Origin of the sequence: Exiguobacterium sp. UBA1053, from assembly GCF_002316465.1 — a bacterium.
Lineage (GTDB): Bacteria > Bacillota > Bacilli > Exiguobacteriales > Exiguobacteriaceae > Exiguobacterium_A > Exiguobacterium_A abrahamii.
In genome coordinates this window covers 330,282-346,995 of record NZ_DCDO01000003.1, presented here as the reverse complement: position 1 = coordinate 346,995, position 16,714 = coordinate 330,282, and the positions used below count along the sequence as shown (strand labels likewise).

Below are 16,714 nucleotides of genomic sequence, written 5' to 3'. Positions count from 1 at the left end.
GAATTACGGATGGAAAAAATAGAATTCAAAGAATTAGTAGAACTCGGATTAACGGAACAGGACGCGATTCAGATGTTCGAAACGATGGTCCGTGCGCGGAAGATCGACGAACGGATGTGGAAGTTGAACCGAGCGGGTAAAATTCCCTTCCTCGTCTCATGTCAAGGACAAGAAGCGGCTCAAGTCGGTGCTTCGTTCGCCCTTGAAAAAGGAACGGACTACATTTTGCCGTATTACCGTGATTTAGGCGTCGTCTTGCACTTCGGTCAAACGTCACGCGATATCATGCTGTCGGCATTCGCAAAGGCAGAAGATCCGAACTCAGGTGGTCGTCAAATGCCAGGACATTACGGTTCACGTGCCTTGAATATCGTCACGGGTTCAAGTCCGGTTACGACACAAGTCCCGCATGCTGTCGGGATCGCACTTGCTGCGAAGATGCGTAAGGAACCACTCGTTGCTTACGTCTCGTTCGGAGAGGGCTCTTCAAACCAAGGAGACTTCCATGAAGGGGCGAACTTCGCCGGAATTCATAAGCTCCCGGTCATCTTGTTCTGTGAAAACAATAAATACGCGATCTCGACACCTCTCTCGAAACAGCTGTCGGCGAAACACGTCGCTGATCGTGCGATCGGCTACGGAATGCCTGGTTATACGGTGGACGGCATCGATCCACTCGCTGTCTATAAGGTCGTCAAGGAAGCACGTGAGCGCGGATTACGGGGAGAAGGTCCGACCTTGATTGAAGTTGAAGTCGAACGCCTCGTGCCACACTCATCGGATGATGACGATAAATCATACCGTTCTGCTGAAGAACTCGATGCCTTAAAAGCACGTGACGGGATCAAACTCTTCCGGGCGCGTCTGATCGAAATGGGCGTCCTGACAGAAGAGTCAGCGACTGAAATCGAACAAGCGATGGAAAAAGAAGTCGATGAAGCAACAGCTTATGCGGAAGCAGCAGCTTACGATGCGCCAGAAAATGCATTACGTTACGTGTACGACGAGGAGGAAACGAAATGACGACGTTAAGTTTAATCGAAGCGATCAATAGTGCAATCAAAGAAGAGATGGAACGCGACGAGTCGGTCTTCATCCTCGGTGAAGACGTTGGTGTCCGTGGTGGTGTCTTCCGAGCGACACAAGGATTGCTCGAACAATTCGGAGAAGAGCGCGTCATCGATGCACCACTTGCTGAGAGTGCGATTGCCGGAGTCGGAATCGGGGCTGCGATGTACGGAATGCGTCCGATTGCTGAAATGCAATTCGCTGATTTCATCATGCCAGCGGTCAACCAAATCGTCAGTGAGGCAGCGAAGATTCGGTACCGTTCGAACAATGACTGGACGTGTCCGATCGTCATCCGCGCACCGTTCGGCGGCGGTATTCACGGGGCACTTTATCATTCTCAGTCGGTCGAAGCGATGTTCAACTCGACGCCAGGTCTGAAAATCGTCATCCCATCGAATCCATATGACGCAAAAGGATTGCTAAAGGCAGCGATTCGTTCGAATGATCCGGTCTTGTTCTTTGAGCACAAACGAGGCTATCGTCTGTTAAAAGGAGATGTTCCTGAAGGCGACTATACGGTCGAAATCGGTAAAGCAGACGTCAAGCGTGAGGGCGAAGACGTGACGATCATCACTTACGGGCTATGTGTCCATATGGCACTTGAGGCGGCAACACGCCTTGAAAAAGACGGAATCGATGTCCACATCCTTGACTTGCGGACGGTGTATCCAATCGACCGCGAAGCAGTCGTCGAAGCAGCGAAAAAGACGGGGAAAGTCTTGCTCGTCACGGAAGACAATAAAGAAGGTAGCGTCATGAGTGAAGTGTCGGCGATCATTGCAGAAGAAGCATTGTTCGATCTCGATGCACCAATCGAACGACTCTGTGGTCCAGACGTCCCAGCGATGCCATACGCTCCGACGATGGAGAAGTTCTTCAACATCTCAAGCGAGAAAATTGAAGATAAAATCCGGACGTTACACGCATACTAAGGGGGAACTGACCGATGAAGACTGAAACACTTACGATGCCACAACTCGGGGAAAGTGTTACTGAAGGAACGATTTCGATGTGGCTTGTCAAACCGGGCGATACTGTCAAAAAATATGATCCGATTGCAGAAGTCATTACCGATAAGGTAACGGCAGAAGTCCCATCTTCATTTGATGGTGTGATTGAAAAACTGCTTGCAGAAGAAGGGGATACGTTGCAAGTCGGTGACGCGATTGTCACGATGCAAGTCAGTGGTGGGTCAACGGAAGTCGCTGCGACCGAACAAGAAGTACCGGCTGTCGAAGAGACGACGTCGTCTGATACATCGATGAAAAAACGCTATTCACCAGCTGTCTTGAAACTATCGGGAGAACACGGCATTGATCTCGAACAAGTGACGGGTACTGGAGCTGGCGGACGGATTACACGGAAAGACCTCTTGAAACTGATCGAGTCTGGATCGATCCCGACACCACAAGCAACTGAACCAAAACCGGAAGCGCAAGCGGCTCCGGTAGCGCCTCCGGCAGAAGCACCACCTGCACCAAAACGTCCGGTCAGTGCACCACAACCGACGGAAACGGGCGACATCGAGATTCCGACTGCCGGTGTGCGTCAAGCGATCGCTTCGAACATGGTACGTGCGAAACACGAAGCGCCACATGCCTGGTTGATGATCGAAGTCGATGTCACGAACTTGGTCGAAGCACGTAATCGTCATAAAGATGCGTTCTTCAAACAAGAAGGGGTCAAATTGACGTTCTTGCCGTTCTTCATGAAGGCGACGGTCGAAGGATTGAAGAAACATCCGATCATGAACTCGACATGGGCGGGAGATAAGATCATTCAAAAGAAAGCGATCAATCTATCACTTGCTGTCGCGACGCAGGACGCTCTGTTCGTACCAGTCGTCAAGAATGCGGATGAACTAAGCATCAAGGGGATCGCACGCGCGATTGATGACTTCGGGAAACGGGCACAAGCCGGCACGTTGTCGTCTGCAGAGATGCAGGGCGGGACGTTTACGGTCAACAATACGGGCTCATTCGGTTCAATCCAATCAGCACCGATTCTCAACTTCCCGCAAGCGGCAATTCTGTCCGTTGAATCAATCGTCAAACGTCCAGTTTGGGTGAACGGCATGTTCGCAGCACGCGACATGGTCAACCTCTGTATGTCGATCGACCACCGGGTGCTCGACGGACTCGTAGCCGGACAGTTCCTACAAACTGTCAAACAAGCGCTCGAATCGATTGATCCAAACCAACTTTCCTTATACTGAGTTTTTCCAGTTGACAGGGAAGAAGAAGCATCGTAATATAAGAATCAATTCAACACACGATAGCAAAGACGAAGAGAAGTAACTTGTGAAACGATTCAAGAGAGCTGATGGATGGTGCGAATCAGTATCGGGCAACAAGCGAATGGCCTTCTGAGCTTCAGACCAAATCCCTTCAATGGGTAGTAGGCTCTGACGGGTTCCTCCCGTTATCGGGGTCGACGAATCAGGACAACGGTCCGGTTCGTTTCAAAGGGGACGGTGTCAGCATCGTCAACGAAGGTGGTACCGCGGGTCTTCCCGTCCTTCATGTTCTACATGAATGGGCGAGAAGACCCTTTTCGTATACAATCGAATCAAACAAATCGTAGAGTGAGTTAAGTAGCGAGACAACATCGGCGTTTCAGAGAGCGGAAGAATGGTGCGACTTCCGTACGGCGAGGTTTCGTGAATGGTCTCATGAGAGCGTGGCTGAACGAAGAAGTAGGTCGCGACGGATGCCCCCGTTATCGTAGGCTATGATGTCTCTTATTTTTAGACGCATCAGACAGAGTGGGAGCGGTCGAACCGTTCCAATCGAGAGGTGGCACCGCGAGATCATCGTCCTCCATACAGCATACGCTGTGTGGAGGATTTTTTTATATTCCAGGAGGCGAACAGGGATGGTTCAGACAGACACACTTATCATCGAACAACTTGAACTAAACGGCGACGAGATGACGCCGATCATGATTTTTCAACAACTGAGCGGAACACAGAAATGTTTGCTTGAAAGTTCCGCGCATACGGATCAAGGACGGTATTCGATCATCGGTGTCGATCCGGTGGAGATGATTCGGGCAGAGGGACGAACCGTGACACGGGAACAATTGACGACAGGTCAATTGACGCAGGAAACGGGTGATCCGGTACGGCTGATGCAACAGATGATCCTCCGAGGTGGCGTCGAAGAGGAACTGCCGTTTTTAGCGGGTGGGATCGGATATGTCGGTTACGACATGATGCGCGCCTATGAAACACTCGGAGCGGTTCCAGAGCGAACGCGCCAACTACCGGACGCGCTACTCGCCGTATACGACCAAATCATCCTGTTCGATCATCTCGAACATCGTGTCCATTTGATTCAGACGTCGCTCGGTGGCATCACCGATCGTGATGAATTACGTCAACGTTTAGCAGAACGGAAAGCGCAACTTGAGCAACCACGGGAGCGAACGGATATCGAGCGTCCTCTCCGGGATGTCGTCTATGAACCGTTGATGGATCAAGAGACATTTGAAGGACTTGTCGAACAAGCAAAGAGACATATCCGCCAAGGCGACGTCTTCCAACTCGTTCTCTCACAACGCCTCGATGCGACATTCTCAGGTGACCCGTTCCAGTTTTACCGGAAGCTCCGCAAGGACAATCCAAGCCCTTATCTCTTCTATATCGACTTAGGTGAAGCGATCGTACTCGGGGCATCCCCGGAAAGTTTGGTCCAAGTCAAAGGGAATCGCGTGACGACGAATCCGATTGCCGGCACACGCCGCCGGGGGAAGACGAAAGAGGAGGACGAACGACTGGCAGAGGAGTTACTTCACGATGAAAAGGAACGGGCCGAGCACCGGATGCTTGTCGATCTCGGACGCAACGACCTCGGTCGGATTTGTCAGATTGGTACCGTCGAGGTGACGCGATTCATGCAAATCGAGCGCTTCAAGAACGTCATGCATCTCGTCTCGGTCGTTGAAGGAACGTTAGCAGACGGAAAGACCGGCGCAGATGCACTCGTCTCTTGTCTACCGGCTGGGACGGTCACGGGAGCTCCGAAAATCCGAGCGATGCAGTTGATTGACCAGTACGAACAGGTGAAACGAGAAGTATATGCCGGGGCGGTCGGCTATTTCGATGTTCGGGGGAATATGGATTTCGCCCTCGCGATTCGGACGATGGTGATCAAGGATGGTGTCGCTTCTGTTCAAGCAGGGGCTGGTATCGTCTACGATTCGATTCCACGCCTCGAGTACCAGGAGACGTTACACAAAGCGAAATCACTACTGGAGGTTTGGAAATGATCGTCCTAATTGATAATTATGATTCTTTTACCTATAACCTATACCAATACGCATCCGTTTATACGGACGTTCACGTTATCCGAAACGATGCGGTCAGCATCGAAGAACTACGCGAGATGAAACCTGACGGCATCATCCTCTCACCCGGTCCCGGTCGCCCGGCTGACGCAGGCATCTGTATCGATCTCATTCGACAATTATCGGGTCAAGTACCGATTCTCGGTGTCTGTCTCGGACATCAGGCAATCGGCGAAGCATTCGGAGGACACGTCGTCGAAGCACCGGTCATCATGCACGGGAAGACATCGATGATTCGACAATCGGGACAACTCTTCGACGAAATGACGGAAACGTTAGAGGTCATGCGCTATCATTCGCTGATCGTCGCGCGAAACGATTTACCAACGGAACTCGTCATCACGGCAGAAACTGAGGACCGGACGATCATGGCACTCGAGCACAAGACAGATCCGACGTTCGGAATCCAGTTCCATCCTGAATCCGTCGGAACACCACAAGGACAGCAGATGATTAAACGATTCATTGAATTGACAAAGGAGTGACGAACGATGAAAGAGACGTTATTGAAACTAGCAGAAGCGAAACATTTACGATACGAAGAGATGCAACAGGCAGCACGCGAACTGTTTGCGGAAGACGTGACCGATAGCGAAATTGCCGCTTTTCTCGTCGCATTGAAAGCAAAAGGGGAGACTGCAGAAGAATTAGCCGGTCTCGCTTCGATCATGCGCGAGGTCGCCCTCGATATTCCGGTCACCGGCGATTTCATGGATAACTGCGGCACGGGAGGCGACGGCTCACAATCGTTCAACATCAGTACGACAGCCGCCTTCGTTCTGGCAGGTGCCGGCATGAAAGTCGCGAAGCACGGGAATCGGAGTGTCTCGAGTAAAACGGGCAGTGCTGATGTGCTCGAAGCACTCGGGGTTTCGCTCGATGCGACACCGGAACGTTTAGCAGAACAGCTCGAGTCGAACGGAATCGCCTTCTTGTTTGCGCAACGGATGCACCCACGCGTCAAGCAAATCATGAAGGTCCGACGCGATCTGCGGATTCCAACGATCTTTAACTTGATCGGGCCGTTGACGAATCCGGTTCCACTCAAGACACAACTATTAGGAATTTACCGGGAGGATATGCTTGAGACGATGGCGTTGACATTGCATCGACTCGGACGGAAGCGGGCAATCGTCTTACACGGTGCGAATGGAATGGATGAAGCATCCCTTGCCGGAACGAACCAACTCGTCTTACTCGACGAAGGCGAGCTGATCCGCTTCAGTCTTCACCCGGAGGAAGTCGGACTGAAGACCGCACCGCTTGAAGCAATTCGCGGAGGTAGTGCACAAGAGAATGCGGCGATTTTACTCCGTGTTCTTGGTGGAGAGCATGGTGCTTATCGCGACACGGTTCTACTCAATGCCGGAATTGCTCTCTTTGCAGCAAATCGGGCGAAGACGATCGAAGAAGGAATCGCCTTAGCAGCAGATAGCATCGACTCAGGACGGGCGATGGAACGATTGAACCAATTACGACAAATGACACGGGAGGAAGCAATCGGATGAATATCTTAGATCGCATCATCGAAACGAAACGAGCAGAAGTCCTGCAATTAAAATTAAACGGGGTCGAACGGATCAGTCGGGAGGCATTGAAGCCGTCGATTAAGCAACGACTAGCGGGAGCGGATTTATCCGTCATCGCGGAAATCAAACGAGCGTCGCCATCAAAAGGGGCAATCGCACTCGACGTCGATGTCGTCGCTCAGGCAAAACAATATGAAGCGAGTGGGGCGACCGTCATCTCCGTCTTGACGGACGAGACGTACTTCAAAGGGTCGATGGACGATTTAGCGGCAGTCGCTGCAGCAGTCGATATCCCGGTGCTTTGTAAGGATTTCATGATTGATCGGATTCAAATCGACCGGGCAAAAGCACATGGGGCACGGTTGATTCTCTTAATCGTCGCCGCTCTCGAGCAGGAGACGCTTGCTGACTTGTATGCGTATGCTTACGCAGAAGGACTTGAGGTCTTGGTCGAAGTCCATGACGAAGAGGAGTTACGCCGAGCAGAGGCGATTGGTGCGCAAATCATTGGCATCAACAACCGGAACTTGAAAAAGTTCGAAGTTGATTTACAGACATCGGTCGGATTACTCGAACAAAAACAATCGGACGTCCGGTATATCAGTGAGAGTGGCATCAAGACGGTCGAGGAAGCACAGCGATTACACGCTACCGGTGCAGACGGGATCCTCGTCGGCGAGACGTTGATGCGGGCAGACGATCCGCAAGTCTTCATCCGAGAAGTGAGTGGCGTTCGCGTATGACACGGATTAAGTTCTGTGGTCTCCGGGAAAGAGAACATGTCGAAGCGGCAGTTCGCTTAGCGGACTACATCGGCTTTATCTTTGCTAAAAGTAAACGACAGGTCACGCTGGAAGAGGCGGCTCGTCTCAGACGCGACATTCCAAAAACGGTCCAAGTCGTCGGTGTCTTCGTCTCCCCGACTTACCAGCAGGTGACCGACGCGGTCGAACAAGTCGCGCTAGATCTCGTCCAAATTCATGGTGTCATTCCGGACGGAGAGATACCAGTTCCCGTCATTCAAGCGATTCCGGTGACGGACATCGGACAAGTAGAGCAACAGACGGATTATTTGCTCGTTGACGCACCGGTTGCTGGAAGTGGCGAGACATTCGACTGGTCACGAGACATTCAAGCCGATCGACCACTGTTCATTGCCGGTGGCTTGACAGCAGGAAACGTCGGAGAAGCAATCAAACGATATCACCCGTTCGCCGTCGATGTCTCAAGTGGCATCGAGACGGATGGACGGAAAAATCCCATCAAAATGCAGGCATTCGCAGATGCCGTAAAGGAGAGAGAAGTATGAGCTACGCACAACCAGATACACTCGGACAATATGGTAAATACGGAGGACGCTACATCCCGGAAACATTGATGCACGCGGTGATCGAACTCGAAGAAGCTTACGCAACGGTAATAGAAGATCCAGCGTTTCAAGCGCGGATGGACGAATTATTGAAAGAATACGTCGGACGTGAAACACCACTTTATTTTGCCGAACATTTGACGCAAACGATCGGTGGCGCAAAGATCTATTTGAAACGAGAAGACTTGAACCATACCGGTGCCCATAAAATCAACAATACGATCGGTCAAGCGTTACTGGCTGAACGGATGGGGAAACGAAAAATCGTTGCTGAGACAGGGGCAGGACAACACGGTGTCGCGACAGCGACGGTCTGTGCCTTACTCGATCTCGAATGTGTCATCTTCATGGGAGAAGAGGACGTCCGTCGTCAAGAATTGAACGTCTTCCGGATGGAGTTACTTGGAGCAACCGTCATCCCAGTCACACAAGGCAGTCGGACACTCAAAGATGCCGTCAATGAAGCACTCCGCTACTGGGTCAAACATGTCGAAGACACGCATTACTTGATGGGTTCTGTTCTCGGACCACACCCATTCCCGCAACTCGTCCGTGATTTCCAAGCAGTCATCGGAAAAGAGACACGACGCCAAATCATCGAAAAAGAGGGGCGTCTACCAGAGGCGATCGTCGCTTGTGTCGGCGGCGGTAGTAATGCGATCGGGATGTTCCACCCGTTCATCGATGATACAGATGTAAAATTGTATGGCATTGAAGCGGCGGGCAGCGGAATCGACACAGAGAAACACGCAGCGACGATGACAAAAGGAGAGGTCGGTGTCTTGCACGGCTCGATGATGTATCTCTTACAGGATGCACACGGTCAAGTACAAGAAGCGCATTCGATCTCAGCTGGACTCGATTACCCGGGTGTCGGACCGGAGCATAGCTTGCTAAAAGATATCGGTCGTGTCCAATATGAAGCGGTGACCGATGAACAAGCACTGGAAGCACTCCAGTTGTTGAGCCGCAAGGAGGGAATCATCCCGGCACTTGAGTCGGCACACGCGATTGCCTACGCGACTCAACTCGCGGCAGAGATGGACAAGGAAGAGATTCTCGTCATCTGCTTATCAGGACGGGGCGATAAAGACGTCGTCACTGTCAGAAACGCACTAAAGGGGGAAGCGTGATGCGATTAGAAACAGCCATTCGTACCGTTACGAGCAAAGGGGAGAAAGCCTTCATTCCGTACGTCATGGGGGGAGACGGAGGGATTGATCAACTCCCGGAAATCCTGTCGTTTCTCGCTGAATCCGGAGCGACAGCGATTGAAGTCGGTGTTCCGTTTTCGGATCCTGTCGCTGACGGTCCAGTCATTCAAGAAGCGGGACTTCGCGCACTAGAAGCGAACGTTGGACTGAAGGATGTCCTCGAGGCAGTTCGCGTTGCTCGTCAGACCGTCGATGTTCCTGTCGTCTTGATGACGTACTTAAATCCGATTTTCCGCTACGGATTAACGGCGTTTCTAGCGACATGTCGCGAAGTCGGGGTCGACGGACTGATTATTCCTGATTTGCCGCTTGAGCAGAGCGAACAGTTCTTCGAGCAAGAGGACAAATCGGACATCGCGCTCGTCCAGCTCGTCTCCTTGACGAGTCCGATGGAGCGGATTCAAAAGATTGCCGATAAAAGTGAAGGATTCCTCTATGCGGTCACGGTCAACGGAACGACAGGTGGACAGACGACGTTTGATACGGCGCTTGAAGACCACTTAGCGAACGTCGCAGCAAACAGTCCAGTACCAGTCCTTGCCGGGTTCGGGATCAGTACACCGGAACACGTCAAACAATTGAGCCGCCCAGTCTCGGGGGTCATCGTCGGCAGTAAAATCGTCGATTTACTGCACCAGAACGATCGAGAAACAATTCAACAGTTGATGGCAGCACGTCTTGCGGCGACGCCGTCGCATTAATAAAAAGGACCTGACTCAAAGGACAGTCTCTACAAAGATAAGGGTGGCAGAATGATGATCTGCCACCCTTATCTCGTAACAAAAAGAATGACGCGTCACACACCACTCTTACAGGATCAGGCGCATTTATGCGCTGTTAGAGACGAACAAGACCCGCTTTCCTGCTTAAATGAAGCAGGGAAGCGGGCTTGTGTCTCGCCTGAGGAAAGGGTGTGAAAAGACGCGTCATTCTTTTTTTGAGTCAGCCCCTTTTTCGTATAGATGTCACTGTTGAACGAGCGACTTCTGCAAGTTGGTATACAGCGGTTCAAATCCAAGTTCCTCATAAAACGTGGCGGCACGGTCGTTGACCGCCCAAACGTTTAAGCGAACAGCATCGACCTTTCGCTCGAGTGCGAGTTCTTCTGCAGCCTGCATTAACTGGCGACCAATTCCGAATGAACGATGGGATGAGGTGACACCGACGTCGGTGATGTTCAAGATCCGGACTGGTGTAAATCGATCGGATGCTGGCGCAGTCCACTTGCCGAACAAGTAACCAACGAGTGTTTCTCCGTCAAGCGCTGTCAGACAGAGTTGTTGTTCTGCTTCCACCATCTGACTTAAAGACTCCAGCGTGTACGGTGTCGTTACATCTGGATGAAAGTGAGGCGATAATCGTTGATGGTGCAAGAAGGTCTCTGCCGTCAGTGCAAGCAGGGCAGGGAGGTCTGAAGTACGGCTCGTGCGGATCATCAAGCAATCACTCCAATCATCGATTTTGTTTGAGTACTTCGGCAACAAGACCCGATACATACGGACTGCCACGATCTTCTTTTTCGACCGATTCGATCATGATGGCAACGAGAAGATCTTTTTTGTCGTTATCGTAACCGACGAAGAAGCCATTCTCTTTTCCATCGGTTTCGCCTGCCTTTTTCAATTCTGCCGTACCGGTCTTACCGGCAACATCGACTTCCTTGATATCGGCCGGGAGCGTGTAGCCGTTATGGACAACGTCATAGAGATCATCACGAATCATCTTCGCGTCTTTCGCATCCAGCAGATCTTTTTTGAAGACTTGCTTCGTTTTTTCCTCTTGTAAAAGAGTCGGACGATAGATTGTTCCATCGGTCAAGAAAATTTCATACATCGACGTTAGATGGAGAATGTTCGTCAGCATCTGTCCTTGTCCGTAGGACGTATCCATCAGCTGTCCATCTGAAGAGATCGTCCCGTCGTTTGAAATCTGAGAAGCGCGTAACGGATACGTAAACGGTAGCTTCTCTCCGTATCCGAGTGATTCAAGTCCAGACGTGAACGCTTTCGTTCCGACCTGTTCGAGTGTTGAGCGGGCGAAATAGATGTTATCTGAATAAACGAGCGCATTGTGCAGATTAACGGGTGCTGGCGTCTCGTGAATCCGCGTGACGTTAAAACCATCGATCTTATTTTTCAGTCCATTGATCGTATAGGCTTTTTCCGGGTCAAGTGTTCCACTCTTTAAGCCAACGGCGGCCGTCAGGGGTTTTTGGGTCGAACCGGGTGCGAAGGCACTCGTGAATCGGTTCAACAATGGTTGATCCGGATCCTGCGTCAGTTCATCGAGTCGCGCTTGCGAGATCCCTGACATGAATTCAGAAGGATCAAAGCCCGGGGAGCTAAGTAAGACACGCGTCTCACCAGTCCGCGGATCGATTGCCGATGCCGTTCCCGGATCCTCTTGCATCGTGTCGTACGTCTTTTTCTGGAGCGTAGCATCAATCGTCAACGGGATATCCTCACCATTCGTCGGCTTCGTTTCAGCGACGGTAACGCTTGATCCGTCTTTCTTTTGTAGAATGATCGAAGCACCGGCTTTACCGCGTAACCGATCATCAAGGACTTGTTCAAGACCTCGTTTCCCGACTTGTTCACCAGCTTGGATTTTATTTTTCGATTCTTTAATTTCGTCTGCTGTTGCCGAACCGATATATCCAATTAAATGAGAGGCTGCTTTACCAAGTGGATACGTTCGGACTTCTGTCTCCTTGACGCTGATTCCAGGAATGTCACGCAATTTTTCAACCGTTGCTTCGTCGGTCAGTGTTTTGAGCGGAACGAATTGTCCATCCTTGACCCAACTTGCTTTTAAGGAATCTTCGACCGATGAGGTCGGGCGGTCGAGCAACTCGGCAACTTGGTCGACATCTTTAAGTTGTCCTGCAGTTGCTCCGACAGTATACCCTTTACCGGAGGTCGCGAGCGGTTTATCGTTTGCGTCGAGTAAATCACCACGTTTGCCTTCTACGGTTTCTAACTGAACCTTGTCTTCTTTCTTAAAGTCTTTTAGAACAAACGAAGAGTCCCAGTCAATGAACCAGTTTTCTGTTTCTCCTTGTTTCTCGAATGTTAACGGGACTTGTTTATCATAAGCAACGGCTCCTGCAACCGTATCAAAGGAGATTCGTACGGGAAGGGACGCTTTTTCGTCATCCGTTGCTTCCTTCGCTTTCTTCCGTTCGACGGATAACTTTTTGATATCAAGCGATTTCGACAACTGTTTTGTCCGGTCGATGAATTCTTTTTTTCCGTATTCCTTTTTAGTAGCCGTACTCGCGTACGTATACATCTTATCGTAATCTTGTTTTTCCCAAAGTTTGATGTAGGCATCAAGACGTTCTTCAGGTGTCGGCTGATCTTGACATCCGGCAAGTAACGTCACACCAAACGTCGCTGATAAAAGAAAGGGGATCGTTCGTTTCATGTGTTTCGCCTCCGTTGTGGATTAGACTCATAACCATACCGTACCATTCCTGTCAGGAGATTTCATCTGAAACACAAAACCGGACTTCTCATGGGGAGAAGTCCGGTGAATCAAGCTTAGTTGAAGTAATTGAGCGGATTGACACTGTTTGCAGCAGACGTTCCGCTGTAGACGTAAGGACCACGATGCATTTCAAAATGGAGATGCGCACCAAACGCGTTACCTGTTGCACCAATCGTACCGATTTTCGATCCTTTTGCAATCGTCTGTCCGACTGAGACGGAGCGACTATTCAAGTGTGCATACACCGTCGTATATTGGATGCCGTTGACGGTATGCGTCATCATGACGTGATTTCCGTATGCGCCGTAATAACGGGATGTGATGACTTTACCAGCGGCTGATGCATAGACAGGTGTACCTGTTGGAGCGCCGATATCGATGCCGTTATGGAACGTATAACCGTAAACTCCACTTGCAGCACCATATCCTTGCGTGATTGGACCGCTTGCTGGACGCGAGAAGCCAGTCGTTGCTTTTGTTGAAGTCGTTGTGCTGTATTTTTTTACGTATGTAGAAGAAACGTAGCGTGATGCGCCACCGTATGAAATTTTTGTCCATGAACCGGAAACACCAAGATAATTGAATGTCTGTCCTGTATTGACGCTACCGACGATTTTATAAGCTGTTGATGGACCTGTACGAACACGAAGTCCGTCTGCCATGACCTTTACTTTATATGTCGTTGCAGCTTCAACTTTCGAAGCACTCGTTGTTGCAAAACCTGAAACTACCAAAGCTGTCATTGTCATTGTTGTAAGTAAACGTTTCATTGAGTGTATTTCCTCCTTAAAAATCTGAAGCGCCAGAACTGATCATTACAAAATTGTAAGATTTTATGTATAATTATTTATTTTAAAGAATGATTTTTCGCCTGAGATGATTATAGCATCGTCAATAACACGAAAATATTTCAAATATGTTTCAAAATTACGCTTTGTTAACATATATTGTAATGGATTAATAAGTAAAAAAAGAACTGACGAAGAGTCAGTTCTTTTTTCGATGAACATATACTGTTATTCATTAGAAGATGGTGAAAACACAGTTAAATGTTGCGGGAGTACCTCGACAGTCACGGGAACATGACCTGCTGTATCCCCATCGGCATTAATCGGCAATTCTTCTTTCGAGCGAATTTCGACACGGGTCGTCGTGAAGTGTTCGATTTGATCTGCTTTTGATAATCCACCCGTGATGAGTTTGGGTAATGCTTGGAGCGCATCAAAGAATCCAAGCTTCGTAATGATAAAGCCATGCAACAGTCCATCATCGACTTTTGCGTCTTCTGCAAAGGATTCGAACCCGCCAACGGAATTCGTTAAGGCGATGATCAACAAGTGCGCTTCTCCATCGAATTGTTTCTCAGCAGAATCAATTTCAATCGGATAGGGGCTATGATCCTTGAAGGCTTTTAGACCTTCAATGAAATAAGCGACCGATCCGAGTGACGTCTTTTGTTCGACACTGACCTCCTCGACGGCTTCCGCAATCAGACCAACAGCGATGACGTTCATGAAGTAATGGTCATCATATTTACCGATATCGAGCGGTCGGGCAGGGGCGTCAGCTAGAATCTGGATCGCCTCTTCCGGATCCGTCGGAATGTGTAATGCGCGCGATAAGTCATTTACCGTTCCGAGTGGGACGATTCCGAGCGTTGGGCGATGCGGTTGTTCGGCAATCCCAGTGATGACTTCATTGACCGTTCCGTCACCTCCCATGGCGATGACAGCGTCGTAATTAGACTGGGCGGCATGACGCGCAAATTCCGTCGCATCGTGTTCTTTTTCCGTGAACCGAACGTCGACGGTTTCAAAGCGAGTAGCAAGCGTTTCCTCAGCAAGCGTTGCGTGTTTTTTTCCGAGTTCTTTTCCAGAAGACGGGTTGATGATCAACATGGCTTGAGACAAGATGAATTCCTCCTTCGGGGCAATCTGTTGACTTTTTCCCTGTCCGATGAAAACATAATCCAAATTCTTTTTTACAAATAAAAACACCGAGTAGGCGCATGGCTTCCTCGGTGTTGAAGTTTGAACTCAGAGTTAAATTATTGTAATGGCGGCACTTCACCAGCAGCAGGACGAGCTTCTTCTTCAACGTCCCAACACTCCGTATTTTCGATCCCGAGTGCTTTTGCTGAGAAGACAGGATCGAGTCCCTGTTTCCGTTGTTCCTGATAATCTTTGATGACTTTGAGAGCGATGCCGCTCAAGAGGAGGATCGCTGTCATATTGATTAATGTCATGCCTGCCATGAAGAGATCGGCAAAACTCCATACCATACCGAGGCTGAGAACAGATCCGATGAAGACGAAGCCCATTGTCGCAATCCGGAAACCGAAGACGGCTGCTGGACTTTGTTTGATGAACTCGATGTTCGTCTCACCGTAGTAGTAACTACCAACGATCGAACTAAAAGCAAACAAGAAGACGCTGAGTGCGATGAATGGTGGGGCAATTGCACCAAATTCTTCGGAGAGCGCGTTTTGCAACATGCCGATTCCTTCGCCATTTCCAGCAGCATAACTATCACTGAGGAGAATAATCGTTGCTGTCGCTGTACAGACGATCAACGTATCAAGGAATACACCAAGTGTTTGTAAGAAACCTTGTTTTGCTGGGTGAGAGACTTCAGCCGCTGCCGCAGCGTTCGGAGCAGACCCCATTCCCGCTTCGTTTGAGAACAATCCGCGTTTGACACCGAGTGAGATTGCAGCACCGACCGAGCCACCGAATGCTTGCTCGATTCCGAAGGCACTTTTGAAAATCATTGCGAACACACCAGGAAGTTCCGTCAGGTTCGTAACGACGACATAAAGAGCAGCAATCAAGTAGAGACCTGCCATGATAGGAACGATGATTGCAGAGAACTTCGCGACACGGTGGACACCACCAAAGATGACGAGTCCCGTCAAGACGACGAGTGCTGCGCCGACGACAGCTGTGTTGATACCGAACGCATTGTCAAAGGCAGCGGCAATCGTGTTTGATTGAACGGAGTTGAAGATAAGGCCGAACGTCACAGCAATCAAGATTGCAAAGACGATTCCGAGAGCTCGGTTCTTCAAGCCTTTTTCGATGTAGTAGGCAGGACCACCACGGTATGCGTTCGATTTCGTATCGCGTACTTTATAGACTTGAGCCAGTGTACTTTCGATGAGAGCCGTCGCGCCCCCTAAGAGAGCGACCATCCACATCCAGAAGACGGCACCTGGTCCGCCGAGTGTGACGGCAATCGTGACACCGGCAAGGTTACCCGTACCGATCCGTGTCGCCGCACCGATGAAGAATGACTGGAGAGAAGTGATGCTTTCTCCTTTATCGTCTGTTGTTTGTTCACTTTTATCGAGCGTGACGCGGAACATCTCTTTTAAGTAAGTGAATTGGATGAAGCCAGTTCGGATCGTGAAGTAGATCCCGCCGCCGATCAATACGGCAATTAATACATACGACCATAAAATATTGTTGGCGTAATCGACACTTCCTTGAATGACTTGCTGAATGGCGTTCATGATGATGTATTCCTCCCAAAGAATAATAAAAAGCTATACGCTAAATTATACGAATTTTCTGAAAATAATCAACAACAAAATAAAATAAAATTTTAAAACTTAATAAGGTTAGCTAAAAAAACATATGATGAAATCTTATGAATGAACGAAAAAACTGCCACTCTCGGTATCGAGAGTGACAGGC

Annotated in this window: 15 protein-coding genes and 2 other annotated features; of the genes, 10 read left to right on the top strand and 5 right to left on the bottom strand. The window is 49.8% G+C overall.

The features are described 5' to 3' along the window. Positions 1 to 9: 9 nt before the first annotated feature. From B3G15_RS02755 to trpA, 10 genes are all read left to right on the top strand, one after another. Positions 10 to 1,023, top strand: coding sequence for a thiamine pyrophosphate-dependent dehydrogenase E1 component subunit alpha (locus tag B3G15_RS02755; RefSeq protein ID WP_290715381.1), 1,014 nt, complete (start codon positions 10 to 12; stop codon positions 1,021 to 1,023). Then, positions 1,020 to 2,003 carry an alpha-ketoacid dehydrogenase subunit beta gene (locus B3G15_RS02750; RefSeq protein ID WP_023467596.1) on the top strand — a complete coding sequence of 328 codons (984 nt, stop codon included), beginning with the start codon at positions 1,020 to 1,022 and terminating at the stop codon, positions 2,001 to 2,003. Before B3G15_RS02755 ends, B3G15_RS02750 begins: the two co-directional genes overlap by 4 nt. Before the next feature lie 14 nt (positions 2,004 to 2,017). Then, positions 2,018 to 3,286: a dihydrolipoamide acetyltransferase family protein gene (locus B3G15_RS02745; RefSeq protein WP_035398284.1), complete on the top strand. Its 1,269-nt coding sequence runs from the start codon at positions 2,018 to 2,020 to the stop codon at positions 3,284 to 3,286. A gap of 56 nt (positions 3,287 to 3,342) precedes the next feature. Beyond that, positions 3,343 to 3,594: a binding site (T-box leader), on the top strand. Between the two features lie 48 nt (positions 3,595 to 3,642). Beyond that, positions 3,643 to 3,894 (top strand) — a binding site (T-box leader). 51 nt (positions 3,895 to 3,945) lie between these two features. Next, positions 3,946 to 5,340, top strand: coding sequence for an anthranilate synthase component I (gene trpE, locus B3G15_RS02740; RefSeq protein ID WP_214857109.1), 1,395 nt, complete (start codon positions 3,946 to 3,948; stop codon positions 5,338 to 5,340). Beyond that, positions 5,337 to 5,903: an anthranilate synthase component II gene (locus B3G15_RS02735; protein WP_290715373.1), complete on the top strand. Its 567-nt coding sequence runs from the start codon at positions 5,337 to 5,339 to the stop codon at positions 5,901 to 5,903. The genes trpE and B3G15_RS02735 overlap by 4 nt, the downstream gene beginning before the upstream one ends. A 6-nt stretch (positions 5,904 to 5,909) precedes the next feature. Further along, complete coding sequence (gene trpD, locus B3G15_RS02730) at positions 5,910 to 6,926, top strand: anthranilate phosphoribosyltransferase (RefSeq protein WP_035398277.1); 1,017 nt, start codon at positions 5,910 to 5,912, stop codon at positions 6,924 to 6,926. Further along, positions 6,923 to 7,690 carry an indole-3-glycerol phosphate synthase TrpC gene (gene trpC / locus B3G15_RS02725; RefSeq protein ID WP_290715367.1) on the top strand — a complete coding sequence of 256 codons (768 nt, stop codon included), beginning with the start codon at positions 6,923 to 6,925 and terminating at the stop codon, positions 7,688 to 7,690. The genes trpD and trpC overlap by 4 nt, the downstream gene beginning before the upstream one ends. After that, positions 7,687 to 8,256, top strand: a complete 570-nt coding sequence (locus tag B3G15_RS02720; RefSeq protein ID WP_290715364.1) for a phosphoribosylanthranilate isomerase — start codon at positions 7,687 to 7,689, stop codon at positions 8,254 to 8,256. The genes trpC and B3G15_RS02720 overlap by 4 nt, the downstream gene beginning before the upstream one ends. Beyond that, entirely contained in the window at positions 8,253 to 9,449 is a 1,197-nt protein-coding gene (gene trpB, locus B3G15_RS02715) for a tryptophan synthase subunit beta (RefSeq protein WP_290715361.1), read from the top strand. Before B3G15_RS02720 ends, trpB begins: the two co-directional genes overlap by 4 nt. Continuing rightward, the gene (trpA, locus tag B3G15_RS02710; RefSeq protein WP_047390833.1) at positions 9,449 to 10,231 is read left to right on the top strand and encodes a tryptophan synthase subunit alpha; all 783 of its coding nucleotides are present in this window, start codon (positions 9,449 to 9,451) and stop codon (positions 10,229 to 10,231) included. The genes trpB and trpA overlap by 1 nt, the downstream gene beginning before the upstream one ends. A 264-nt stretch (positions 10,232 to 10,495) precedes the next feature. Here the strand turns inward: trpA and B3G15_RS02705 are convergent, their stop codons facing one another. The 5 genes from B3G15_RS02705 to B3G15_RS02685 all read right to left on the bottom strand — a co-directional run bounded on the left by B3G15_RS02705 (position 10,496) and on the right by B3G15_RS02685 (position 16,530). Further along, the gene (locus tag B3G15_RS02705) at positions 10,496 to 10,966 is read right to left on the bottom strand and encodes a GNAT family N-acetyltransferase (protein WP_215148118.1); all 471 of its coding nucleotides are present in this window, start codon (positions 10,964 to 10,966) and stop codon (positions 10,496 to 10,498) included. A 16-nt stretch (positions 10,967 to 10,982) separates the two neighbouring features. Further along, positions 10,983 to 12,956, bottom strand: coding sequence for a penicillin-binding transpeptidase domain-containing protein (locus B3G15_RS02700; protein ID WP_290715351.1), 1,974 nt, complete (start codon positions 12,954 to 12,956; stop codon positions 10,983 to 10,985). A gap of 116 nt (positions 12,957 to 13,072) precedes the next feature. Beyond that, positions 13,073 to 13,789 carry a peptidoglycan DD-metalloendopeptidase family protein gene (locus tag B3G15_RS02695; RefSeq protein WP_055966831.1) on the bottom strand — a complete coding sequence of 239 codons (717 nt, stop codon included), beginning with the start codon at positions 13,787 to 13,789 and terminating at the stop codon, positions 13,073 to 13,075. Positions 13,790 to 14,035: 246 nt separating this feature from the next. Next, positions 14,036 to 14,929, bottom strand: a complete 894-nt coding sequence (locus B3G15_RS02690; protein ID WP_290715347.1) for a diacylglycerol/lipid kinase family protein — start codon at positions 14,927 to 14,929, stop codon at positions 14,036 to 14,038. 137 nt (positions 14,930 to 15,066) lie between these two features. Further along, positions 15,067 to 16,530 carry an alanine/glycine:cation symporter family protein gene (locus B3G15_RS02685; protein ID WP_290715344.1) on the bottom strand — a complete coding sequence of 488 codons (1,464 nt, stop codon included), beginning with the start codon at positions 16,528 to 16,530 and terminating at the stop codon, positions 15,067 to 15,069. Between the last annotated feature and the right edge of the window lie 184 nt (positions 16,531 to 16,714).